At 58.7% G+C, this 23,335-nt stretch carries 23 protein-coding genes and 1 pseudogene; 9 read left to right on the top strand and 15 right to left on the bottom strand.

The window, feature by feature from the left end:
* On the bottom strand, positions 1 to 261 hold the full coding sequence (locus SB725_RS10340) for a hypothetical protein (RefSeq protein WP_027922244.1): 261 nt from the start codon (positions 259 to 261) through the stop codon (positions 1 to 3).
* A gap of 80 nt (positions 262 to 341) precedes the next feature.
* Positions 342 to 1,076, bottom strand: a complete 735-nt coding sequence (locus SB725_RS10345; protein ID WP_027922243.1) for an SDR family oxidoreductase — start codon at positions 1,074 to 1,076, stop codon at positions 342 to 344.
* A gap of 121 nt (positions 1,077 to 1,197) precedes the next feature.
* Here SB725_RS10345 and SB725_RS10350 point away from each other — a divergent pair, with 121 nt between their 5' ends.
* Together SB725_RS10350 and mgrA are read left to right on the top strand one after the other, a co-directional pair.
* Positions 1,198 to 2,088 (top strand): LysR family transcriptional regulator, encoded by an 891-nt coding sequence (locus SB725_RS10350; protein ID WP_027922242.1) that lies wholly within the window; start codon positions 1,198 to 1,200, stop codon positions 2,086 to 2,088.
* A gap of 236 nt (positions 2,089 to 2,324) precedes the next feature.
* Entirely contained in the window at positions 2,325 to 3,362 is a 1,038-nt protein-coding gene (gene mgrA / locus SB725_RS10355; protein WP_027922241.1) for an L-glyceraldehyde 3-phosphate reductase, read from the top strand.
* Between the two features lie 163 nt (positions 3,363 to 3,525).
* On the opposite strand, the pseudogene SB725_RS10360 reads toward mgrA, so the two are convergent.
* The 4 genes and pseudogenes from SB725_RS10360 to SB725_RS10375 form a co-directional block, all read right to left on the bottom strand.
* Positions 3,526 to 3,630 (bottom strand): annotated as a pseudogene (locus SB725_RS10360) (taurine dioxygenase); the annotation flags it as partial.
* Between the two features lie 80 nt (positions 3,631 to 3,710).
* Positions 3,711 to 5,294 (bottom strand): glutamate--cysteine ligase, encoded by a 1,584-nt coding sequence (gene gshA, locus SB725_RS10365; protein WP_027922240.1) that lies wholly within the window; start codon positions 5,292 to 5,294, stop codon positions 3,711 to 3,713.
* 274 nt (positions 5,295 to 5,568) lie between these two features.
* Entirely contained in the window at positions 5,569 to 5,952 is a 384-nt protein-coding gene (locus SB725_RS10370) for a PaaI family thioesterase (protein WP_410921730.1), read from the bottom strand.
* A complete protein-coding gene (locus SB725_RS10375; RefSeq protein WP_027922238.1) occupies positions 5,952 to 8,276 on the bottom strand; it encodes a Tex family protein in 2,325 nt (774 codons plus the stop codon). Before SB725_RS10375 ends, SB725_RS10370 begins: the two co-directional genes overlap by 1 nt.
* Positions 8,277 to 8,534: 258 nt before the next feature.
* On the opposite strand from SB725_RS10375, the gene SB725_RS10380 reads away from it, so the two are divergent.
* The 3 genes from SB725_RS10380 (at position 8,535) to SB725_RS10390 (ending at position 10,806) form a co-directional block, all read left to right on the top strand.
* A complete protein-coding gene (locus SB725_RS10380) occupies positions 8,535 to 8,663 on the top strand; it encodes a hypothetical protein (protein WP_256218301.1) in 129 nt (42 codons plus the stop codon).
* Positions 8,638 to 9,378: a two-component system response regulator OmpR gene (gene ompR / locus SB725_RS10385; protein WP_027922237.1), complete on the top strand. Its 741-nt coding sequence runs from the start codon at positions 8,638 to 8,640 to the stop codon at positions 9,376 to 9,378. The genes SB725_RS10380 and ompR overlap by 26 nt, the downstream gene beginning before the upstream one ends.
* Positions 9,379 to 9,492: 114 nt before the next feature.
* Positions 9,493 to 10,806 (top strand): ATP-binding protein, encoded by a 1,314-nt coding sequence (locus tag SB725_RS10390; protein WP_027922236.1) that lies wholly within the window; start codon positions 9,493 to 9,495, stop codon positions 10,804 to 10,806.
* A gap of 127 nt (positions 10,807 to 10,933) precedes the next feature.
* Here the strand turns inward: SB725_RS10390 and rimK are convergent, their stop codons facing one another.
* Both rimK and SB725_RS10400 read right to left on the bottom strand, forming a co-directional pair.
* Positions 10,934 to 11,839: a 30S ribosomal protein S6--L-glutamate ligase gene (gene rimK / locus SB725_RS10395; protein ID WP_007949201.1), complete on the bottom strand. Its 906-nt coding sequence runs from the start codon at positions 11,837 to 11,839 to the stop codon at positions 10,934 to 10,936.
* Entirely contained in the window at positions 11,836 to 12,297 is a 462-nt protein-coding gene (locus SB725_RS10400; protein WP_172825959.1) for an ATP-dependent zinc protease, read from the bottom strand. The genes rimK and SB725_RS10400 overlap by 4 nt, the downstream gene beginning before the upstream one ends.
* A 234-nt stretch (positions 12,298 to 12,531) precedes the next feature.
* Here SB725_RS10400 and SB725_RS10405 point away from each other — a divergent pair, with 234 nt between their 5' ends.
* From SB725_RS10405 to SB725_RS10415, 3 genes are all read left to right on the top strand, one after another.
* Positions 12,532 to 12,939, top strand: a complete 408-nt coding sequence (locus tag SB725_RS10405; protein WP_027922234.1) for an RNA-binding S4 domain-containing protein — start codon at positions 12,532 to 12,534, stop codon at positions 12,937 to 12,939.
* Positions 12,940 to 13,355: 416 nt separating this feature from the next.
* Positions 13,356 to 14,258 carry an Hsp33 family molecular chaperone HslO gene (hslO, locus tag SB725_RS10410; protein WP_027922233.1) on the top strand — a complete coding sequence of 301 codons (903 nt, stop codon included), beginning with the start codon at positions 13,356 to 13,358 and terminating at the stop codon, positions 14,256 to 14,258.
* 180 nt (positions 14,259 to 14,438) lie between these two features.
* Positions 14,439 to 15,980, top strand: a complete 1,542-nt coding sequence (locus SB725_RS10415) for a phosphoenolpyruvate carboxykinase (protein WP_027922232.1) — start codon at positions 14,439 to 14,441, stop codon at positions 15,978 to 15,980.
* A gap of 58 nt (positions 15,981 to 16,038) precedes the next feature.
* Here the strand turns inward: SB725_RS10415 and SB725_RS10420 are convergent, their stop codons facing one another.
* From SB725_RS10420 to SB725_RS10450, 7 genes are all read right to left on the bottom strand, one after another.
* Complete coding sequence (locus SB725_RS10420; protein WP_027922231.1) at positions 16,039 to 16,893, bottom strand: EamA family transporter; 855 nt, start codon at positions 16,891 to 16,893, stop codon at positions 16,039 to 16,041.
* A 236-nt stretch (positions 16,894 to 17,129) separates the two neighbouring features.
* The gene (locus SB725_RS10425; RefSeq protein ID WP_027922230.1) at positions 17,130 to 18,404 is read right to left on the bottom strand and encodes a type II toxin-antitoxin system HipA family toxin; all 1,275 of its coding nucleotides are present in this window, start codon (positions 18,402 to 18,404) and stop codon (positions 17,130 to 17,132) included.
* A 2-nt stretch (positions 18,405 to 18,406) separates the two neighbouring features.
* Complete coding sequence (locus SB725_RS10430; protein ID WP_194940915.1) at positions 18,407 to 18,877, bottom strand: helix-turn-helix domain-containing protein; 471 nt, start codon at positions 18,875 to 18,877, stop codon at positions 18,407 to 18,409.
* Positions 18,878 to 19,079: 202 nt separating this feature from the next.
* Positions 19,080 to 19,445 carry a DUF1493 family protein gene (locus tag SB725_RS10435; RefSeq protein WP_027922228.1) on the bottom strand — a complete coding sequence of 122 codons (366 nt, stop codon included), beginning with the start codon at positions 19,443 to 19,445 and terminating at the stop codon, positions 19,080 to 19,082.
* Positions 19,446 to 19,725: 280 nt separating this feature from the next.
* Complete coding sequence (locus tag SB725_RS10440) at positions 19,726 to 20,022, bottom strand: hypothetical protein (protein ID WP_027922227.1); 297 nt, start codon at positions 20,020 to 20,022, stop codon at positions 19,726 to 19,728.
* Between the two features lie 281 nt (positions 20,023 to 20,303).
* Positions 20,304 to 20,579, bottom strand: coding sequence for a hypothetical protein (locus tag SB725_RS10445; RefSeq protein WP_027922226.1), 276 nt, complete (start codon positions 20,577 to 20,579; stop codon positions 20,304 to 20,306).
* Between the two features lie 320 nt (positions 20,580 to 20,899).
* A complete protein-coding gene (locus SB725_RS10450; RefSeq protein WP_172825921.1) occupies positions 20,900 to 21,046 on the bottom strand; it encodes a hypothetical protein in 147 nt (48 codons plus the stop codon).
* 263 nt (positions 21,047 to 21,309) lie between these two features.
* On the opposite strand from SB725_RS10450, the gene SB725_RS10455 reads away from it, so the two are divergent.
* Entirely contained in the window at positions 21,310 to 23,244 is a 1,935-nt protein-coding gene (locus tag SB725_RS10455; protein ID WP_410921731.1) for an ATP-dependent DNA helicase RecQ, read from the top strand.
* The last annotated feature ends 91 nt before the right edge of the window (positions 23,245 to 23,335 follow it).

The raw sequence follows: 23,335 nt of genomic DNA on the forward strand, positions 1-23,335 counted from the left end.
TCAGGCCTCGGCGCTCAACACCATGAACAACACCAGCGCCGCCACCGGCACACTGAACACCACCGTGCCGATCCCCAGCTCCGAGCTCAAGGACTGGCCGGCAGTGACCACGCCGATGGCGCCGTTGATCACTGTCAGCGCCAGCCACAGGACTACAAAGCTGTAGGTCAGTGTCTGGCGGCTGAAGCCGATTTTCTCGCCGATGAACAGCATCAGGGCGAGGAGGGCCAGGCCGAAGGTGATGATGATGGCGGTGTGCATGGTGGGTTTTGCCCTTTAGAGATTTGTTTCCTGGTAAGCCTGCTCGCGAAAGGGTCACTAGGGTCTTGGATTGAGCATAGTTAAACCAACCCACCATTAGCGCGCAAAATCTGCCCGTTGACCCAGGCCGAGTCCGGCCCCACCAGAAACGACACCACCCGAGCAATATCCTCCGGCTGACCCAGCCGTTCCAGCGGAGGCATCTTCGCGAAATTCTGAATCTGCTCTTCACTCTTGCCGTGCAAAAACAACTCAGTGGCCACCGGCCCCGGCGCCACGGCATTCACGGTGATATTGCGCCCGCGCATTTCCTTGGCAAACACCTGGGTCAGCGATTCCACCGCCGCTTTGCTGGCAATGTACACCGCGTAACCTGGCAGGTTAAGGCCGACGGTGCTGCTGGAAAAGTTGACGATCCGCCCGCCGCTGTTCAAGCGCGTCGCCGCTTCACGCAAGGTGTTGAACGTGCCGCGTGCGTGAATGTTGAACGTCTGCTCGAACAATTCATCGGTGTGTTGCGCCAGCGGCAGCACTTTGAGGATGCCGGCGTTATTGATCAGTACATCGACTTTCCCCAGTTGCGTTTCGGTCTCGTCGAACATCCGACGCACGTCGTCGGCGTTGGCCACGTCAGCCTTGATCGCTATGGCTTGATGGCGGGCCTGACGCAACTCCACCACCAGGGCCGACGCTTCAGTGGCGCTGCTGGCGTAATTGATGGCGACGGCGAAACCGTCGCGGGCCAATTGTCTGGCGATCACAGCGCCGATGCCGCGCGAGGCGCCGGTGACGATGGCAACTTTCTGAATACTCATGGTGTTGATTCCTGATCAGGGGTGGGCTCGGTGTGAAGCCAGACTCACATGTTTACTCAGGTCGATAAATGCACGAGAGTTGCCTTGACTGTTCAAGAATCGCCAACAATCGGAGGTCGGCATGGATCAAGTCAAAGCGATGAAGGTGTTCGTGCGGATTTACGAGCGCAGCAGCTTCACCCTGGCGGCCGACGACCTGAACCTGCCGCGCGCCACGTTGACGCACACCCTGAACCAGTTCGAAGCCTGGCTCGGCACGCGATTGCTGGAGCGTAGTACGCGCAAGGTGCGCCCGACGCTGGATGGCGAGGCGTATTACCTGCGCTGCGTGCAACTGCTGGCGGAACTGGAAGAGGCCGAACTGGCGTTTCGCGGCTGCGCACCGAAAGGCCGGCTGCGCGTCGACCTGCACGGCACGTTGGCGAAAAGCTTTGTGATCCCCGCCTTGCCGCAGTTCATGGAACGCTACCCGCAGATCGAACTGTCCATCAGCGAGTCCGACCGCTTTGTCGACTTGATCGCCGAAGGCGTCGACTGCGTACTGCGCGCGGGCACGTTGAGTGATTCGGCCCTGATCGGAAAACGCATCGCCCACCTGCGCCAGATCACCTGCGCCAGCCCCGCGTACTTGCGCAAATACGGCGAACCGAAAACCCTCGACGACCTCAAGCATCACCGCGCGGTGAACTACGTCTCGCGCACCACCGCCAAGTTGTTTCCGTTCGAATTCATGGTGAATGGTGAACTGAAGGAAGTCGCCATCGACGGCGCGCTTTCAGTGTTCGGCGCGCAAATCTACGCCGCCTCGGCGATTGCCGGACTCGGGCTGATCCAGTGCCCGCATTACCGGATGGAGACCCTGATTGCCCAAGGGCTGGTGCAGGAAGTTCTCACCGACACGCCACCACCGCCGATGCCGGTATCGGTGCTGTATCCGCATAACCGCCACATGTCGCCACGGGTTCGAGTGTTTGTGGATTGGTTGGAGGAGGTGTTTGCGGGGGCCATTTGAGAGCAGATCTTTCCCATGCTCCGCGTGGGAATGCATCCCGTGACGCTCTGCGTCACTTCAAAAAACGGAACGCAGAGCGTTCCCGGCAGCATCCCCACGCAGAGCGTAGGAACGATCATTTGTGAAACGTTTCAGCATTTTCTCGAGTCCGAGGTTTATCGGCGTTTGTCTGGGCGTATGCTGGGCAACTTGCGAAGCAGTCGATACCACATTCAAGACCGACAAGAGAGGATTCGATGACCTACACCGCTGCCGAAAACCGCTACGATTCCATTCCTTACCGCCGCGTGGGTCGCAGCGGTCTGGTGCTGCCGGCACTGTCCCTGGGACTGTGGCACAACTTCGGTGACAGCACGCCGATCGATACCCAGCGCGCGTTGTTGCGCACGGCGTTCGACCTGGGCATCAACCACTTTGACCTGGCCAACAACTATGGCCCGCCGTATGGCAGTGCCGAGATCAACTTTGGCCGTCTGCTGCGCGAAGATTTCAAGCAGTACCGCGATGAGCTGATCATCTCCAGCAAGGCTGGCTGGGACATGTGGCCCGGTCCTTACGGGCAGGGCGGTGGTTCGCGCAAATACGTGCTGGCCAGCCTGGATCAGAGCCTGCAGCGTCTGGGCCTGGATTATGTGGATATTTTCTATTCGCACCGCTTCGACCCGGACACCCCACTGGAAGAAACTGCCAGCGCGCTGGCCACCGCCGTACAGCAAGGCAAGGCCTTGTACATCGGGATCTCGTCGTATTCCGGGGTGAAAACCCGTGAGATGGCGGCGCTGTTGAAAGAGTGGAAAGTGCCACTGCTGATTCATCAGCCGGCCTACAACCTGCTCAATCGATGGGTGGAAAAAGACCTGCTGGACGTCACCGACGAACTCGGCACTGGCGTGATTGCGTTCACGCCGTTGGCGCAGGGGTTGCTGACCGATAAGTACCTCAACGGCATTCCGAAGGATGCGCGGGTCAATCGTCCGGGCGGTGGTTCGTTGCAGTCCTCGCACCTGTCCGAGGCCAACATTGCGCATGTGCGTGGGCTCAATGAGATTGCCAAGCGCCGTGGGCAGAGTCTGGCGCAACTGGCGCTGGCCTGGACGCTGCGCGATCCGCGAGTGACCTCAGCGCTGATCGGTGCGAGTCGGCCGGAGCAGATTATCGAGAACGTCGGGGCGTTGAAGAATTTGAGCTTCAGTGCTGAAGAATTGGCGGAGATTGACCGGTTTGCCCAGGAAGGCGGAATTAATCTTTGGGAGAAACCTTCGACGGCTGAGTAACCGTTTGGCGCCGGATTTTTCCGGCGTCTGTTACACCGCCATCGCGAGCAAGCTCGCTCCCACAGTGGATGGGTGGTGGCCACAATTTTTGTGGTCAACCATTAACCCTGTGGGAGCGAGCTTGCTCGCGATGGGGCCAGACCAGACGCTGAAGAGTCCGGGGTTACCGGAAAAACGGCACATCCCCCAACACCGTCGCCCGTTGCATCACCCGCCGCGCCGGCCGGTAGTCATCCACCGCGTAGTGCTGGGTCACGCGGTTATGTGTGGAAAACGCTATGCCTCCCCCTGATCGTTCCCACGCAGAGCGTGGGAGCGATCAATGAACAAGGGATCTGCCTTGGCTGGTCAGTTACTGATCGCCAGAATACTCGCCTGATACGACCCGACAAACACATCGAAATCGCCGACTTCGTTCTGCTCCAGCTCAACCTGAGCCGCCAGCGACGAACGCGCCAGTGATTCAAATTTCGCCTGGTCTTCCTCACTCAAAGGCTCGCTGCGGAAAAACTCCGCATGTGTCCGGCTCTGACGCAAAGAGAACTGAGCAAAACTTTCCTCGTGTTCCGCCATCGCCGCCAGCACTTGGGCAGAAGGCGTCAACGACGGATCCTTGACCTTGGCCAACTGCGTATCCAGCGCCTTGCTATGAGCATCGCCACCATGGCTTTGATCGAGCATCGCGGCCAACGGAGCAATCTGCTCCAGCAACTCGCTGGCCCACTCCTTGAGGTCCACCGGCTGCCCGTCGCGGTGCAATTGCAGGCCCGGGCGGCGACCTTCCTTGACCACGCTGAGGAAGTTCGAGGTGGCGTTGCTGCAGGACGTATTGGTCAACAGCGGACTGTCGTTCAGGGCGCAATACAGCAGGAACGCGTCGAGGAAGCGCGACTCGGTGAGGTCGATGCCCATCGGCAGGAACGGGTTGATGTCCAGGCAACGCACTTCAACGTACTGAATGCCACGGGCCACCAGCGCCTGAATCGGCCGTTCACCGGTATAGGTCACACGTTTCGGACGGATGTTGGAGTAGTACTCGTTTTCGATCTGCAAAATATTGGTGTTGAGCTGAACCCACTCACCGTCCTGATGCGTGCCGATTTCGACATACGGCGCATACGGCGTGGCGACCGCTTTACGCAGGCTATCGGTGTAGCTCGACAGGTCGTTGTAGCACGGCGTCAGACCGGCCTGGGCATTGCTCTGGTAACCCAGGTCGCTCATGCGCAGGCTGGTGGCGTACGGCAAGTACAAGGTGTCCGGGTCCAGTTGTTCCAACTGGTGCGAACGCCCCCGCAGGAAGCCGGCGTCCAGCGCCGGCGAGGCGCCAAACAGGTACATCAGCAGCCAGCTATAGCGGCGGAAGTTTCGGATCAGTGCGATGTAGGCCGAGGACTGATAGTCGCGGTCGGTGCCGACAAAGCCTTCCGACTCCTTGAGTAACGGCCAGAGCTTTTCCGGCAGGGAAAAGTTGTAGTGAATCCCGGCGATGCACTGCATGGTCTTGCCGTAGCGCAGGGCCAGGCCCTTGCGATACACATACTTGAGCTGACCGATGTTGGACGTGCCGTAGTAGGCAATCGGGATGTCTTCCTCGGCCGGCAACGGGCACGGCATCGAGGGGCTCCACAGAAACTCGTTGCCGAGCTTGCTGTAGGCAAAGCGATGGATCTTGTCCAGGCTCGCCAGCGTATCCGCCGGATCGGGCAGGGCGGGCGTGATGAACTCCAGCAGCGACTCGGAATAGTCGGTGGTGATTTGTTCGTTGGTCAGCGCGGAACCCAATTCTTCCGGGTGCGGCGTTTGCGCCAGGCGACCTTCGCCGGTCACGCGCAGGCATTCACGTTCGATGCCGTGAAGGCACTGTTCGAGCAGAGAGAGGTTAGCGCGCTCGCCGAGCAGAGCCAGGCGGCGGTTGAGAAGTTCGCTCAAGTTGGATTCCTTCACGCGTCAGTCGCCCCAATATGGGGGTGGGCAAGACGGTCTACAAGGGTGAAGTTAAAACTGGCGTTTTCGCCTGGTTTTTTCGAGCCGCACAGGCCTAATGCCGGTCAGTCAGGAATTGCACAAACCCCGTGGGAGCGAGCTTGCTCGCGATGAGGGATTGTCAGTCAACATTGATGTCGTCTGACACACCGCCATCGCGAGCAAGCTCGCGCCCACAGGTTGCATTGCGCCGAAATTAACTCAAATCGATGACATCTAGCTACAGGACAGCGAACGTGCCTTGTGCTTTTGCGACCAGTTTGTCGCCTTGCATCACATCGGCCTCGACCACCAGCGTGCGGCGGCCCGGGTGGATCACCCGCGCCGTGCACATCACTTCACCGTCTGAAACAGCACGGATGTAGTTGATCTTGCATTCGATGGTCGCGCTCTGCTGGTCAAAGCCGTGGGTGCTGGAGCAGGCCAGCCCCATGGCAATGTCCACCAGACTGAACAAAGCCCCGCCGTGCAGCTTTTCGCCGCGATTGCGCAGCTCTGGCTCCAGTGCCAGGGCGACGTGCGCCACCCCGGTTTCCAGGCTGTGCAAGCGACACCCCAGCAGCTTGAAAAAGGCGCTTTCGGTGTACCCGGCAGGGATGTCCATCAGCGTTTCTTCAACTGCTTGGCGTTGGCGAACAGCGACGCCATCGCGTTGTTGCTCGGGGCTGGCGCTGTGGTTTCCTTGCGCGGTGCGGTGTTCTGGGACTGGCGTGGTGCCGACCCCGGACGTGCGCCGCGCGCACCGTCGATCTTCTCGCCCGGGGTGTCGCTCATGCGCATCGACAGACCCACGCGTTTGCGCGGGATGTCGACTTCCATGACCTTCACCTTCACCACATCACCGGCCTTCACCGCTTCACGTGGATCCTTGATGAACTTCTCCGAAAGCGCAGAGATGTGCACCAAACCGTCCTGATGCACGCCGATGTCGACGAACGCGCCAAAGTTGGTCACGTTGGTCACCACGCCTTCGAGGATCATGCCCAGTTCGAGGTCCTTGAGGTCTTCGACGCCTTCCTGGAACTCGGCGGTCTTGAACTCTGGACGCGGGTCACGCCCCGGTTTTTCCAGCTCTTGCAGGATGTCGGTGACCGTTGGCAGACCGAAGGTTTCGTCGGTGTACTTCTTCGGGTCAAGACGCTTGAGGAAGCTGGCGTCGCCGATCAGCGAGCGGATGTCGCGGTCGGTTTCAGCGGCAATGCGCTGTACAAGCGGATAGGCTTCCGGGTGAACGGCCGACGAATCCAGCGGGTTATCGCCGTTCATCACCCGCAGGAAGCCTGCGGCTTGTTCGAAGGTTTTTTCGCCCAGACGCGCGACTTTCTTCAACGCGGCGCGGGTTTTGAACGCGCCGTGCTCGTCACGGTGGCTGACGATGTTCTGCGCCAGGGTCGCGTTGAGGCCGGAAATGCGGGCCAGCAGCGCCACGGAGGCGGTGTTGACGTCGACGCCCACGGCGTTCACGCAGTCCTCGACTACCGCGTCCAGGCCGCGGGCCAGTTTCAGCTGCGACACGTCGTGCTGGTACTGGCCGACGCCGATGGATTTCGGATCAATCTTCACCAGCTCGGCCAGTGGATCCTGCAAGCGACGGGCAATCGACACCGCGCCACGGATCGACACGTCCAGATCCGGGAATTCTTTCGACGCCAGTTCCGATGCCGAGTAAACCGATGCACCGGCCTCGGAGACCATGACCTTGGTCATTTTCATCGCCGGGTATTTTTTGATCAGCTCAGCAGCCAGCTTGTCGGTTTCGCGGCTGGCGGTGCCGTTGCCGATGGCGATCAGGTCGACCGAGTGCTTGGCGCACAGGGCGGCCAGAACGGCGAGGGTCTGGTCCCACTTGTTGTGCGGCACGTGCGGGTAAACCGTGGCGTGATCCAGCAGCTTGCCGGTGGCGTCGACCACGGCGACCTTGCAACCGGTGCGCAGGCCCGGGTCGAGACCCAGGGTGGCGCGTGGGCCGGCCGGTGCCGACAGCAGCAAATCGTGCAGGTTGTGCGCGAACACGTTGATCGCTTCGGTTTCCGCGCCATCGCGCAGTTCACCCAGCAAATCGGTTTCGAGGTGGGTGTAAAGCTTGACCTTCCAGGTCCAGCGCACCACTTCGCCCAACCATTTGTCGGCGGCGCGATTCTGGTTCTGGATGCCGAATTGCTGGCCGATCATGCCTTCGCACGGGTGCATGGTGCCCGGCAGCTCGTCGCCGACTTTCAGCGCCGAACTCAGAATGCCTTCGTTACGGCCACGGAAAATGGCGAGCGCGCGGTGCGATGGCATGCTTTTCAGCGGTTCGTCGTGTTCGAAATAGTCGCGGAACTTGGCGCCTTCCTCTTCCTTGCCGGCAATGACGCGGGCACTGAGGGTGGCTTCCTGCTTCAGGTAGCTGCGCAGTTTGTCCAGCAAACCGGCATCTTCGGCGAAGCGTTCCATGAGGATGTACTTGGCGCCTTCGAGGGCTGCCTTGACATCGGCCACGCCTTTTTCGGCGTTGATGAAGCGTGCGGCTTCGGTGTCCGGGGTCAGGGTCGGGTCGTTGAACAGGCCGTCGGCCAGTTCGCCGAGGCCGGCTTCCAGGGCGATCTGGCCCTTGGTGCGGCGCTTCTGCTTGTACGGCAGGTACAAGTCTTCGAGGCGGGTCTTGGTGTCGGCGAGTTTGATGTCGCGCTCAAGTTGCGGGGTCAGCTTGCCTTGCTCTTCGATGCTGGCGAGGATGCTGATGCGCCGTTCGTCGAGTTCTCGCAGGTAGCGCAGACGCTCTTCCAGATGCCGCAACTGGATGTCATCGAGGCTGCCGGTCACTTCTTTCCGGTAACGGGCGATGAAGGGAACGGTAGAGCCTTCATCGAGTAGCGCGACGGCCGCTTCGACCTGTTGTGGGCGTACACCGAGTTCCTCGGCGATGCGGCTGTTGATGCTGTCCATAAAACCACCTGACAAATTGTGAAAGCAGGCTCGCAGGCGCAGAATTAAAGGCTCTGCGAGTCTGGTTGAGCGGCCTGGCCTGCGCCGCTGCCTGGATCAAAGGGCACCCCATTGACCCGTGAAATCGAACAATTACTGCGCACGCCCGGGAAATAAATGGCGCCGCTCTGTCGTACCTGTCTGATGTTGCCTGACACAAAAGGCCGCGCATTATAACCAGCGTTCGGCCGTTCGGGGGCATCGCAGACTGGAGGGGCAATGGCCGGTTTGCTGGCGGTGGAGGAAAAATCTGCTAACAATGCACACGGTGCGTATAACGGCAGCTACGCCATAATGCGCGCCGAGCTAAAAGGAGCATCTAATGAGCAGCACTGCAAACATTGCTGAAGGCGAAAAAATTCTTATTGTTGACGACGATCCAGGGCTGAGCAGCCTGCTGGAACGCTTTTTCGTCAGCAAGGGCTACCGCGCCCGCGCCGTACCGAACACCGAGCAAATGGACCGCCTGCTGGCGCGTGAAGTGTTCAACCTGGTCGTCCTCGACCTGATGCTGCCTGGCGAAGACGGCCTGACCGCGTGCCGCCGCCTGCGCACGGCGAACAATCAGATTCCGATCATCATGCTGACCGCCAAGGGCGACGAGCTGAGCCGTATCAAGGGCCTTGAACTGGGCGCCGACGATTACCTGGCCAAGCCGTTCAACCCGGACGAGTTGATGGCCCGCGTCAAAGCGGTCCTGCGTCGTCAGTCGACGCCTGTGCCAGGTGCACCGGGCAGCGAAGACGAAAGCGTGACGTTCGGTGATTACGAACTGTCGCTGGCGACCCGCGAGCTCAAGCGCGGTGACGAAGTGCACATGCTCACCACCGGTGAGTTTGCGGTCCTCAAGGCATTGGTCATGAACGCGCGTCAGCCATTGACCCGCGACAAACTGATGAACCTGGCCCGTGGCCGCGAGTGGGATGCCCTGGAGCGTTCCATCGACGTGCAGATTTCCCGTCTGCGCCGGATGATCGAACCCGATCCGTCCAAGCCGCGTTACATCCAGACTGTCTGGGGCGTGGGCTACGTGTTCGTTCCGGATGGCGCCGCCACCAAGTGATCGGCGATTTGTAGGAGCGGGTCTTGCGGGCAACGGTCAGACGACTTTGTCCGCAGACTCGCGATCCGCAATATGCGAGCATCGCTCGCTCCTGCAAGTGTGTAGCGGTTATCCATGAAAACCCCCGTTTGGTTCCCCCAGAGTTTCTTCTCCCGCACCCTTTGGCTGGTGCTGATCGTCGTCCTGTTTTCCAAGGCGCTGACCCTGGTTTATCTGTTGATGAACGAAGACGTGCTGGTGGACCGCCAATACAGCCACGGCGTCGCCCTGACGCTGCGCGCCTATTGGGCTGCTGATGAAGAAAACCGCGCGAAAATTGCCGATGCCGCCACCCTGATCCGGGTCGTGGGTGCGGGTGTACCGGAGGGTGAACAGCATTGGCCGTACAGCGAGATTTACCAGCGGCAGATGCAGGCCGAACTGGGCGCCGACACTGAAGTTCGATTGCGCATGCACTCACCACCGGCGCTGTGGGTCCGGGCGCCGAGCCTGGGCGATGGCTGGCTGAAAGTGCCGCTGTATCCCCATCCGTTGCGTGGCCAGAAAATCTGGAACGTGCTCGGCTGGTTCCTCGCCATTGGCTTGCTGTCGACTGCGTCGGCGTGGATTTTCGTCAGTCAGCTCAATCAACCGTTGAAACGTCTGGTGTATGCCGCCAGGCAACTTGGCCAGGGACGCAGCGTGCGACTGCCGATCAGTGATACGCCCAGCGAAATGACTGAGGTTTACCGCGCCTTCAACCAGATGGCCGAAGACGTCGAGCAGGCCGGGCGTGAGCGCGAATTGATGCTGGCGGGAGTGTCCCACGACCTGCGTACGCCCTTGACCCGCTTGCGGCTGTCTCTGGAGCTGATGGGGGATCGCACCGACCTCACCGACGACATGGTGCGCGACATTGAGGACATGGACGCGATTCTCGACCAGTTTCTGGCGTTTATTCGCGATGGCCGTGACGAGTCGGTGGAAGAGGTGGACCTCAGCGACCTGGTTCGTGAAGTCGCTGCGCCGTACAACCAGAGTGAAGAAAAGGTCCGTCTGCGCCTGGAGCCGATTCAGCCGTTTCCATTGCGTCGGGTGTCGATGAAACGCCTGTTGAACAACCTGATCGGCAATGCCTTGCATCACGCGGGCAGTGGCGTTGAGGTGGCAGCCTATGTCTCCGGCGATACCAGCGCACCGTATGTGGTACTGAGTGTCATGGACCGTGGGGCGGGGATTGATCCTTCCGAGCTGGAAGCGATCTTCAATCCGTTCACCCGGGGGGATCGTGCCCGGGGTGGCAAGGGGACTGGATTGGGTTTGGCGATCGTGAAGCGGATCGCTTCGATGCATGGCGGGAATGTAGAGCTGCGCAACCGTTCCGGTGGCGGGCTGGAAGCGCGGGTGCGGTTGCCGCTGGGGTTGATGTTGCCTCGAGATGCGGTATAGCAGCAGCTTCAAGCTTCAAGCTTCAAGCTTCAAGCTTCAAGCTTCAAGCTTCAAGCTTCAAGCTTCAAGCGAAAAGCAAATCCGCTTTTTACTTGCAGCTTGAAACTTGCCGCTTAAAGCTGCTTTTTTATCCCTTGCCTTTGGTGCGCGTCATATTCGGCCCACCATTCTTCTCCAGATGCTCAATGATGATCCCCGCCACATTCTTCCCGGTGGTGGTCTCGATCCCTTCCAGACCCGGTGACGAATTCACTTCCATCACCAGCGGCCCGTGATTCGAACGCAAGATATCCACACCCGCCACCGCCAGGCCCATCACCTTCGCCGCACGCAATGCAGTCATACGTTCTTCCGGGGTGATCTTGATCAGGCTGGCGCTGCCACCCCGATGCAGGTTGGAGCGAAACTCCCCAGGCTTGGCCTGGCGCTTCATCGCCGCAATCACCTTGTCACCGACCACGAAACAACGGATGTCCGCGCCGCCGGCTTCCTTGATGTATTCCTGGACCATGATGTTCTGCTTCAGGCCCATGAACGCTTCGATCACCGACTCCGCCGCCGTCGCGGTTTCACACAACACCACGCCAATGCCTTGGGTGCCTTCCAGCACCTTGATCACCAGCGGAGCGCCGTTGACCATGTCGATCAGGTCGGGAATGTCATCCGGGGAGTGCGCGAACCCGGTTACCGGCAAACCGATCCCGCGACGTGACAGCAATTGCAGCGAGCGCAGTTTGTCCCGCGAGCGGGCAATGGCCACCGATTCATTGAGCGGAAACACGCCCATCATTTCAAACTGACGCAACACCGCGCAGCCATAGAACGTTACCGACGCACCGATCCGGGGGATCACCGCATCGAACCCTTCCAGCGGCTTGCCGCGGTAGTGGATCTGCGGCTTGTGGCTGGCAATGTTCATGTAGGCGCGCAGGGTGTCGATCACCACCATTTCGTGGCCACGCTCGGTACCGGCTTCAACCAGACGACGAGTGGAATACAGACGCGGATTCCGCGACAGCACAGCGATCTTCATGCAACACCTGTGGAAGAGGTAGATACCGGGAACACCGGCTTGTCTTGTACGTACTTGATGCCCGGATTGACCACCAGTTGGCCGTGAATCAGGGCTTTGGAACCGAGTAACAGGCGATAACGCATGGATTTGCGGCAGGCGAGCGTGAACTCAACCTTCCAGACCCGATCACCGAGGGCCAGGGTGGTACTGACCACGTAGCGCTTCTGCGCGTGGCCGTTGGAGCTTTTAATGGTTTTCATCGTCACCAGCGGTGCTTCACAGCGTCGATGACGCAATTGCACCACCGTGCCCAAGTGCGCGGTGAAGCGAACCCACTGCTCGCCATCGCGCTCGAACGGCTCGATGTCGGTGGCATGCAGGCTGGAGGTACTGGCACCGGTGTCGATTTTTGCCCGCAGGCCCGCGACTCCCAAATCAGGGAGCGCCACCCACTCGCGCAGACCGACAACGGTCAAATGATCAAATGTCTTCAAAGTTGCTCAACCGGTAGAAACCGCACGGCCCGCAAGCGGCCGAATTCGCGGTATTCACGCAGAATAATGGTTAAAAGGCGACAGATATCTACGGCCCGGATTTCCAGCCCTCCGAGGAGGTTCTGGAATGCATGCATTGTAATCCGCGCCGGTGCAATTCTTGGTGCGACTGAAACAGTAGTACAGTTCACCAATATTTCAGAATGAGGAAATCCCATGGCACAAAAAAACGAAGAGGACGACAAAGTCCGTCTCGATAAATGGTTGTGGGCCGCGCGTTTTTACAAAACCCGAGCCTTGGCCAAGGCTGCGATTGAAAGCGGCAAGGTGCATTGCCGCGGCGAGCGCTGCAAGCCGGGCAAGGAGCCAAGAGTAGGCGACGAATTTGTGATTCGCGCAGGTTTCGAAGAGCGCACGGTAGTGGTTCAGGCCTTGTCGATCGTTCGCCGTGGCGCGCCGGAGGCCCAGACACTGTATGCCGAAACCGAGGCCAGCATCGCCAAGCGCGAAAACGCCGCGGCCCAGCGCAAGGCGGGTGCGTTGGGGATGACCACCGATGGCAAGCCGAGCAAGAAACAGCGCCGGGATCTGTTCAAGTTTCGGGGCAGCAGCAACGACGAGTGAGTTATACAGCCATCGCGGGCAAACCCGCTCCCACAGGGATATGCAGTCTACTGTGGGAGCGTGCGGTGCGACGATTCGACTTGCCCGCGATCGAGTGCGCAGCACTCGCCTGAGGCCAGCTTATCCACAGGCAAGACTTGCAATTACCTGATCGAGTAACCATATCGGGTGATTCGCCAGCGGCGCATCGAGCGGACAAACAGCCGCTCGTCGAAAATCACACACGGCCTCTGACCTGTAGGCCATAACCAGAAGGTCAGCAGTGCCAGAGACGCTAAATCGCGAGAGCCCATACCGGCGGACGTTCCACCTTGCTTGGAACTACCCCCGGATTGTTCATAAAATACCGGCCATGCCGAGCACACGCGATTTTTGACCGTTGAACCCCATCTTCACCCATTCAGATACCCAGACCTATGACCGACCTACCGGATAACGACTTCACCCAACGCTTCATCTTCGATGACAGCGACACCCGTGGCGAGCTGGTCTCGTTGGAGCTCAGCTACGCCGAAGTCCTGGCCAAGCACGCCTATCCGGAACCGGTCCAGCAACTGCTCGGCGAACTGATGGCGGCCGCCTCGCTGCTGGTCGGCGCGCTGAAGTTCGATGGCTTGCTGATCCTTCAGGCCCGTTCCGACGGCCCGATCCCGCTGCTGATGATCGAGTGCTCCAGTGAGCGCGATATTCGCGGCCTGGCCCGTTACGAAGCTGACCAGATCGCCCCTGACGCGACGCTCGCCGACCTGATGCCGAACGGCGTCCTGGCGCTGACGGTCGACCCGACCCACGGTCAGCGCTACCAAGGCATCGTCGACCTCGACGGCGAAACCCTGTCCGAGTGCTTCACCAATTATTTCGTCATGTCCCAACAGGTCGGTACGCGCTTCTGGCTGTACGCCGATGGCCGCCGTGCCCGTGGCCTGCTGTTGCAGCAATTGCCCGCAGACCGTTTGAAAGATGAAGAAGAACGCGCCGCCAGCTGGCAGCACATCACCGCGCTGGGTAGCACCCTGACCGCGGATGAGCTGCTGAGTCTGGACAACGAAACCGTGCTCCATCGCCTCTACCACGAAGAGCAGGTGCGCCTGTTCGACGTGCAGAAACTGCGCTTCCGTTGCAGCTGCTCCCGCGAACGTTCCGCCAATGCCCTGGTCAGTCTGGGGGTGGAGGATGCGCAAAACCTGGTCGTCGAACACGGTGGCAACATCGAGATCGATTGTCAGTTTTGCAATCAGCGCTACCTGTTCGATGCCGCCGATATCGCTCAATTATTCGCCGGAGCGGGCGTCGACACGCCGTCAGATACCCGTCACTAAAACGGTTCAGCGCAGGTAAATTCACTGGTTAGCGCCGGTATTACGCCGTTACGACGGGAGGGCCCTACTCTTTTTGGGCTTTTCTGGCATAATCCGGCCCACTTTTTCTCGCGGTAGTAGTGCACGACTTTCTACTACAAAACGTTTGGAGCACTCGGCCACTGGCCGATGGGGAACCTCATGACGCAAGCCAATAACGCCGTGTACACCGATCTGAGTGTTGATGATCTGGTTAAAGAAGCCCTGAATCGCGGTGAAGGCGAGCTTGCCGATACCGGCGCGCTGGTTGTTCGCACCGGTCACCGTACCGGCCGTTCGCCAGTCGACCGTTTCATCGTTGACGAGCCGACCACTCAGGCCGCTATCGCCTGGGGCCCGATCAACCGCAAGTTCCCGGCCGACAAGTTCGATGCCCTGTGGGACCGCGTCGAGGCGTTCAACAACGCGCAAGAGCATTTCGTTTCCCACGTGCATGTAGGCGCATCGGCCGATCACTACCTGGCCGTGAAAATGACCACCCAGACTGCCTGGCAGAACCTGTTCGGTCGTTGCCTGTTCATCAACCCGGCCCAGTACAACCCGGCTGGCCGTGATGAGTGGCAGGTGCTCAACGTCGCCAACTTCGAATGCGTGCCTGAGCGTGACGGCACCAACTCCGATGGTTGCGTGATCATCAACTTCGCACAGAAGAAAGTGCTGATCGCCGGCATGCGTTACGCCGGTGAAATGAAGAAAGCCATGTTCTCCGTGCAGAACTTCCTGCTGCCGGCTTCCGACGTGCTGCCAATGCACTGCGCTGCCAACATCGGCGAAGCAGGCGACGTGACCCTGTTCTTCGGTCTGTCCGGGACCGGTAAAACCACCCTGTCGGCCGACGAAAGCCGTTACCTGATCGGTGACGACGAGCACGGCTGGGGCGAGGGCGTGGTGTTCAACATCGAAGGCGGTTGCTATGCCAAGTGCATCGACTTGTCCGAGAAGAACGAGCCGGTCATCTGGAAAGCCATCAAGCACGGCGCAGTCCTGGAAAACGTCGTTATCGATGACGCCAAGCACGCCGACTACGCTGACGTCAGCCTGACCCAGAACAGCCGCGCAGCCTATCCGCTGGAGCACGTTGCCAAGCGTTCCGAGAAGAACCTCGGTGGCGAGCCAAACGCTGTGATCTTCCTGACCTGCGACCTGACCGGCGTGCTGCCGCCAGTGTCGATCCTCAGCGAAGAACAAGCGGCCTACCACTTCCTGTCCGGCTACACCGCACTGGTGGGCTCGACCGAAATGGGTTCCGGCAGCGGCATCAAGTCGACCTTCTCCACCTGCTTCGGCGCACCGTTCTTCCCGCGTCCGGCTGGCGAATACGCTGAGCTGCTGATCAAGCGCATCCGCGGCTTCGGCTCCAAGGTTTACCTGGTCAACACTGGCTGGACCGGTGGCGGCTACGGCGTTGGCAAGCGCTTCAACATCCCGACCACCCGTGGCGTGATTGCAGCGATCCAGAGCGGCGCGTTGATCGGTGCTGAAACCGAACACCTCGACACCATCAACCTCGACGTGCCGTTGGTTGTACCGGGCGTTGAGACTGGCCTGTTGAACCCACGTAACACCTGGGCTGACAAGGCTGCTTACGATGAAGCCGCTAAAGCACTGGCTGGATTGTTTGTCGAGAACTTCAAGAAGTTTGAAGTGAGCGACGCGATCAAGGCTGCCGGGCCTAAGTTGTAAGTGTTGGTTTGATAATAAGAAAGCCGCCCTCTGGGGCGGCTTTTTTGTGGGCGCTGTTTCAGGTTTTCAGATGCAGCACGAACGCGCCAACCAGGACCAACACGACACCCAGCACCTGCACCTTCGCCAGTCTTTCCTTGAAGAACACATAGCCCAGAATGGCGGCAATTCCACCGGACAGTGTGCTGATCACCGTCACCACCGAAACCGACCCCGCCACTGCGCCCCAGGCGAAAGAGAAGAATCCGCCGAGGTTCATCAGGCTGGCACCGGTCAAGGTCATGCAGTTTTTCAACGGCGGAATTTTCAAGCCGTCCTTGATCTTCAACACCATCAATACCAGCACGACCAGCCCCACCAGATAGGCAAGCCAAAGCATCGTCACCGGTCCAAGCACCGGAAGAACGAAGTGGCCTTGCAGCCAAAAACTGGTGCCATAAAAAACCGCCGCCAGAAGTGCATAGGCAATCGAGCTGCTGGCCTGAGGGTTGTGTGGAAGCTTTGAATCGGCGTGGATGCTGGAAAGGATGACCCCGATCACGCAGAGCGCGATGCACAATGACTGGATCAGATTGATCTGTTCACCCGCGGCCCAGGACAGCAGCGTAGTGACTACGCCGTAGGAGGTCACCAGCGGCGCGACGATAGATGCTTTGCCGAGGGCGAATGCCTTGGACAACGCCAAGGCGCCGGACACGGTGAGCACAGCGGCGACAATGCCGAACAACCAGACGTCGAGCGATGCCGACAACGATTTGAGAATAAAGGCAGGAAAGGCAATCAACAGCACGCTCATGATGCTGAAACCCAACGCCTGACCGAAGTACACCGCGCGTTTAACGCCGACCGCACGGGCGTTCAAACCCACCAGAAAATCCGTACCGCCCCACAGCAAGGCAGCCAGTAAACCCATCAATACGTCCACGCTATGTCCTTATAGGTGTGCGCTGCGGACGTTAGAGGTCTTCTAGCGTCTGAGTGTCCCAGCGTTGGGCCTTGATGGCCTGATAGAGCATTGCGATGGTCAGCGGCAGTTTGACGCCACGTCCCTTGGCTTTGCGTTTGAGGGACACATCGTAGCCTTCGGGCTGGAAGTAGCGATAGCCGAATTGCTCGAAGACCAGGGCGACTGGATGTGCACGCCTCTCCTCAGCGATTGCCTGAGAGGCGAAACGCTGGCGCCATGTTGTCTTGTTCGCGCCTCGACAGTCCCAATGCGCTGGCCAGTGTTGGCCATTGGCTGACGGCCTCTTGGAAACTCTCAATGATTTCTTCCGCATCCGCACGGTTGACTCGAAAGTATTCGGCCACTTCTCGAGCGAGTTCAAGGTCCAGTGCGTTGTCGGCGTCTGTGATGTTGAGCTTCAATCCATCGGAGTGTGCGACAGGGTTCATGTCATAGGCATCAGACAAACGCCAGCCCCGCCCGGGGTCAAGGAGAAAGCCATGGTTGCGCATGTGGTCGTCCGTATTGGAGACCAGGATGTTGAACACGATACGTGACCACAGCTCGCGCAAATCTGTGTTGGGTTCTGAACCGTGTTCCATGAGCACTTCTGCCAACTCAAGGTAGCTGGCGCCTACCGATGCATCGTCACCGTCCACACGGTCTGTCATGGTCATGGCTGAGGCGAAATGTAGTCGGCCACCCGTTTCGGTACGGTCGAAGCGCTTGACCATGAAACAGTGATGATCGCTTGCGAAGCGACGAGCTCTGCCGGTTACGACACGCAACCCGCAATGATTCGCCAAGGCATTCACCACCATTTCCCAGCCTCCGACATCGTAGTCATCACGAGTGCTGGGGAACTTCGCAATCCATAAATGACCATGCTCGTCGGCAACGCTGGCCTTGGGTCTGGCGCCCCCCAGTGAACCACCGGGTGCTATCAGCATCCTTAACCACTCGCGCCCATCGGGAGAGGTGTTATCTGGATCGTTCTCCAACGCACGACTTGCCTCCTCCAATGCGCGCAATTCCACAAAAGGTGGGGCCGCCAAGCCATCAGAATCATCCAGAAAATTGCCTTCGTCGTTGAGCTTGTATCGAATTGCCCCGACTCGATAGAGGTCATGAACGCCCAGGAGGAAATCCGATTCGTATAGCTTGGTGCCTACCGGAGCCGCCCCGTCACGGATATCTCGCTCCAGTCGCCGCTTCATCAACAATTGACCCCATCGATCCGGGCTTGAGTCGGCAAAAACGCCGAACCGTGACTGATGTTGACCCGGAAACTGTCGCCCTTGAAAGAGGCCGATGCGGGGATCCAGCGACGTGAAGTTCAACTCGGGATCGGCTAAGGCGGCGGCATCGTACTCAAACTCGAACACATTGCTGGTGCGAGCCTTTCTGGCATGTAGAAATCCCAGGCGTCGGGGTCCGTTCAAGGATTCCCAGTCGGCATACACCGCGATCAGTGTCATTTTTAATCCGTCGTAGGTTTAGGTTTTTTCTTCGTCAGCAATCTGGATAAAGAGTGGGTGTTCAAAGGGAAGTCAACGGCAAGATCTGATTTGGATATCGGTGTTTCCAAGGCTTCCGTCTCTGTTTCACGAATAGGCGGCGACGCCTTCGCGAGGGGCAAGCTGCGTGCTCGTTGGCGTTTTACGGGGCCTAATTGCGCGTCTTGCAGTTGGCGCCCCAACTCATCCGCTGCGGCGACCTTGCTCAAGTCTTTTTCCAGCCCCAGCACCTGCATCACTGACAAATAAGCGCCCATCGTCACGCCTGATCCGCCGGACTCAAGAGAGCGCAACGTCGTTAGCGACATGCCTGCTCTCTCGGCGACTTGCTTGGCTGTCAGCCTGCGACGCAGCCGAGCGAGTTTCAGTCGTTCGCCAAACTCGGCAAGCAGCTTGGACGCAGCCGGCAATAGGGGCGCTGTCTTCTTTGCCATGTACCATTATTCCTACATTATTTGGCCTTAACTGCCAGAATAATAGCACTTATTCAATTCTTTGCTGGGCTGTATGATGAGGCGCAAGATCCAGTTTTGTCCTATTCAGCGGCTTACTTGGACGAGGTATGAACGGGAGAGTAATTATTAAAACTGCGATTATTCCATCTATAAATGCCATAAACAGGCAGAATAATGGCACTTATGAGTTCGGTTGAATGCCTTCTATTTCTTTTGTCTCCCATCGTTGCGATTTGATTGCTTGGTAAAGCATGTCGATGGTCAGGGGGACTTTATCGCCGCGACCCTTTGCGCGGCGCTTGAGGAATACGTCAAACCCTTCGGGTTGAAAGTAGCGATAGGCGTCGTAGTCGATGAAATCGATGGCGAACTGTTCTTCAAGCGTTTCCATCAAATGCTGCGCATCGGCACCGTCACAGCCTAGGTCGAAATTGATCGAGGTGGTGAGGCTGATAGATTTGCGTTCGGGCAGACCGAGCTCTTCGTGCAGCAGCTGCATGAGCAGGTGCATGGTGTGGTCATCAGGGAAGTTAGGGGCGAGGTTCATGGTGAGGGTGTCCGGTCGGGCTTGCGCGGGTCTTATTGGGCGTCTGGTTTTGGGGGAAGCATGGATCTGTTGTTCTGTCGCAGAGGGCGGATCGATTGGGGATCTCTTTAACGTGGAACGCATCGACATGAAATTCGCGGGAAGGCTGACGCTCCGCTCGCATGATTTTGTTCATCTGTTGCACGCTTTCTATCAGTTCATCAAAAAATTGGCTCAAGGTTATTTCCAGTTTCAATGATCGTTCCCACATCGAGCGTGAGAACGATCTATTTACACAGCGTCAGGCAGGCGCTTTCCAGCCCATCATGCGTTGTTGGGCAACTTGCATCAGGTCGAGGCCGTCCTGCGTCAGCAGGTAAAGCGCGTGGGTAATGTGGGGGATGTCTTCGACGTCGCCGTGTTTGAAGCAGATGCAGTGCAGGGTTTTCAGGAGGTCGCTGGAGGCTCGGATGCGCTGCATGGCAGCTTCGAAGATGTCCTGGGGGTTGGCCTCTGTGTCGATGATAAGGGCCGGGGAATCGGTGAGGTTGGATTGCAGCGGGCGGTAGCGATCAAAAAGAGGATTTAACGTTGTCACTGAAGAACACCTATATGTAATGGGTAATGTGAGCTCTCTTTGTCGGGTGACCAAGCCCGAGCCGCTGATTTGCCAGCGACAGTCAGACTATAGATGTGAGCCACCGGGCAGCGATAGACGACAAGGGATCTGAAGCTGTAGGACCGGGATGAAGCTTTGATAGGGCATTGCCTACGGACTTATCCCCAGCCGAAATATCTATCGTTTGGTGGCATTCAGGTGCACCGCGTTATCGTTCCTCGCGGGCAAGCCCGGCTCCCACAGGGATTTTTATCCGGGCATTAACCAGCGGTAATTTTCGGCAGGCGTTGCCGGGCAATTTCCAGCAGTTCGTTGCCGTCTTGGGTCAGCAGGTACAACGCATTGACGATGTTGGGAATGTCGCCTGTATCAGCCTGTTTAAAGCACAGGCAATAAAGGGTTTCGAGCAGGCCGCTGGCGGCGCGGATGCGTTGGCGGGCAGCGTCGAGTATTTCGTGGGGATCTGCGTCAGTGTCGATGACCAACACGGGCGTTTCGCTGTAACTGGTTTTGAGTGGGCGATAGCGGTCTTGCATGAGGTCCGTCCTGTTTTCAGCGGCGCGGCAAACTATAGGGGCGTGCATCCAGGCCTCGCAATACCGCGCAAATGGACAGGGTTTGTAGGGGATTTACTGTGGGTGTCGCCTTTTGCCTACGTGCGGGCCGAGGTTTTTTTCAGCAATACCCTTGGACGCGAATTTCCTACGGGTTTGTCAGGCGAAGCGCTTCGAGCCTCGGTAGGGACTTCGTCAGAATCTGTAGGACGTTTCGAAAACGACTGTGCAACGCTTAAGGGGAATCAGCCCGGCTCATGCTGCGTGGGCGAGCAAAAGCCGGGGCACTTGACCGGCAGTGGTCAGGAAGTTCGCCAGGCCTGTTGGGCCGAACATTCCAGGGTGTCGCACGTAGCGAGCAACGGTGGCTCCACAGGTGGTCCATCGCAGGCACTCAGCAGCAGGGAAGTCAGGATCAGTGCAACGGCAAAAATCGATTTTTGGAGCATGGTCATTCCTTGTTCAAGTGCCGCGCCCATCAGGCGTCCTGCCGTGATGTGAAGTGCGCGGACAGTTATTTTGCGAGAAAGACCTTACCGTCAGAGTGAACGGCACGGCGAGGAGCAAAGTGTTTCGTTTGTTTCATTCTGTGGCCAAGCCCCATAGGGTGACGCTGTATCATCCCGTATCGTTTTGGTCCCGACCTTTTCTCGACTCGCTGCGTTTGCCGGCTAGGCTTTGGGCTTCGCAGCGGTCAACGGAGTGACAGCTTATGCACAACACCCTGGAAGAGGTTTTCGGTTATCCACAGTTTCGTCCCGGTCAGGAGGCGGCAGTCAGCGCGGTGTTGGCCGGGCGCTCGGCGGCGGCGATTTTTCCCACCGGCTCGGGCAAATCTCTTTGCTATCAGCTGCCAGCCTTGTTGCTGCCGCACCTCACGCTGGTGGTGTCTCCGTTGCTGGCGTTGATGCAGGATCAACTGGCGTTCCTGCAACGCCACGGTATTGCGGCGGGCAGTATCGATTCGGCGCAGAGTCGCGATGACGCCAGCGATGTGATGGCTCGGGCCAAGTCCGGCGAGTTGAAGATCTTGATGATTTCCGTGGAGCGCCTGAAGAACGAGCGCTTCCGCAACTTCCTGCAGCAAGTCCCCATCTCGCTGCTGGTGGTGGACGAGGCGCACTGCATTTCGGAGTGGGGCCACAACTTCCGCCCCGACTACCTCAAGCTGCCCGACTACCAGCGTCAGTTCAATATCCCGCAGGCACTGCTGCTGACCGCGACTGCGACGCCCAAGGTAATCGCCGACATGCAGGCCAAATTCGCCATTGCCCCGGACGATGTCGTGACCACGGGTTTCTACCGGCCAAACCTCAATTTGTTAGTCGAGCCCGTACGCGGTCAGGACAAACGCCGACGCCTGGTTGAATGGATGAGCGAACGCCCCCATCAGCCGAGCATCGTCTATGTCACCTTGCAAAAAACCGCTGAGCACATCGCCGAACACTTGGGGCGCAACGGCATTCAGGCTGAGGCCTATCACGCCGGTTTGCCTCACGATCAGCGGGAAGGCATACAAAAGCGCTTCATGGCCGGGCAGTCCAATTGCATCGTTGCCACCATTGCGTTTGGCATGGGGATCGATAAAAGCGACATCCGCAACGTGGTGCATTTCGACCTGCCCAAATCCATCGAAAACTACAGTCAGGAGATCGGCCGCGCCGGGCGCGACGGGCAGCCCTCCGATTGCCTGGTGCTGGCTAACCGCGACAGCCTCAACGTGCTGGAAAACTTCGTCTACGGTGACACGCCCGAGCTGGACGGGATCCACTGTGTGCTCGATGAAATGCTCGCCGCCGCGCCTGAGGGGCAGTGGGAGTTTTTATTGGGGCCGTTAGCCGATCAAAGCAACATTCGCCAATTGCCGCTCAAGACCTTGCTGGTCCAACTGGAACTGCGCGGTTTGATTGCCCCGCGCTACGCCTACTACGCCGAATACCGGTTCAAGTATTTGCAAGAACCGGAAGCCTTGCTCGCGCGCTTCGAAGGTGAGCGCAAGGACTTCGTCGCCGCGATTATCCAGACCTCCAGCCGCGCGCGAACCTGGGCCACGGTGAACTTCGATGCGCTGTACGAGCAGCATCAGGCGGAGCGCGATCGGGTGGTCAAGGCACTGGATTATTTCCAGGAGAAGGGTTGGGTCGAGCTTGAAAGCAAGCAGATGACCGAGGTCTACAGCCTGCTGCAAACGAGCTTCGACAGTCAGGCCCTCAGTGCCGAACTGCATGCTTATTTCACCCAACATGAACGTACCGAGATCGCCCGGATTCACGCCATGCTGGATCTGTTCGCCACAGATCACTGCCTGGGTTATCGCCTGGCCGAGTATTTCGGCGACGAAAACGCGCCTCGGCAATGCGGGCATTGCTCGGTGTGTCACGGTGATGTGGCGCGGTTGCCTGCGCCGCCGGAATTGCCGGCGCTTGTGGATAAAAATTTCGAAGTGCTGTGCGGTGATTTTATCCACAGGCACGAACAACACACCGGCAACGTTCCTTCGGCGGAACGGGTGACGCGTTTCCTGTGCGGGATCAGCGTGCCGCTGTTTACCAAGATGAAGGCTCGGGCGATTTCCGGGTTTGCGGCGCTGGAAGATTATCCGTATGCCGAGGTGCGCAGTTGGGTCGAGGTGCATTTGCCGGCGTAGATCCATCCGCTGAATGTTGCTCATCACAGGAATAAATTTCAAAAAAACGCGATGGCTGACTATGGTGGGGGCTGTCTTTGGGTCGCCAACA

This window comes from Pseudomonas sp. SIMBA_041 (assembly GCF_046535095.1).
GTDB classification, from domain to species: Bacteria; Pseudomonadota; Gammaproteobacteria; order Pseudomonadales; family Pseudomonadaceae; genus Aquipseudomonas; species Aquipseudomonas mucoides.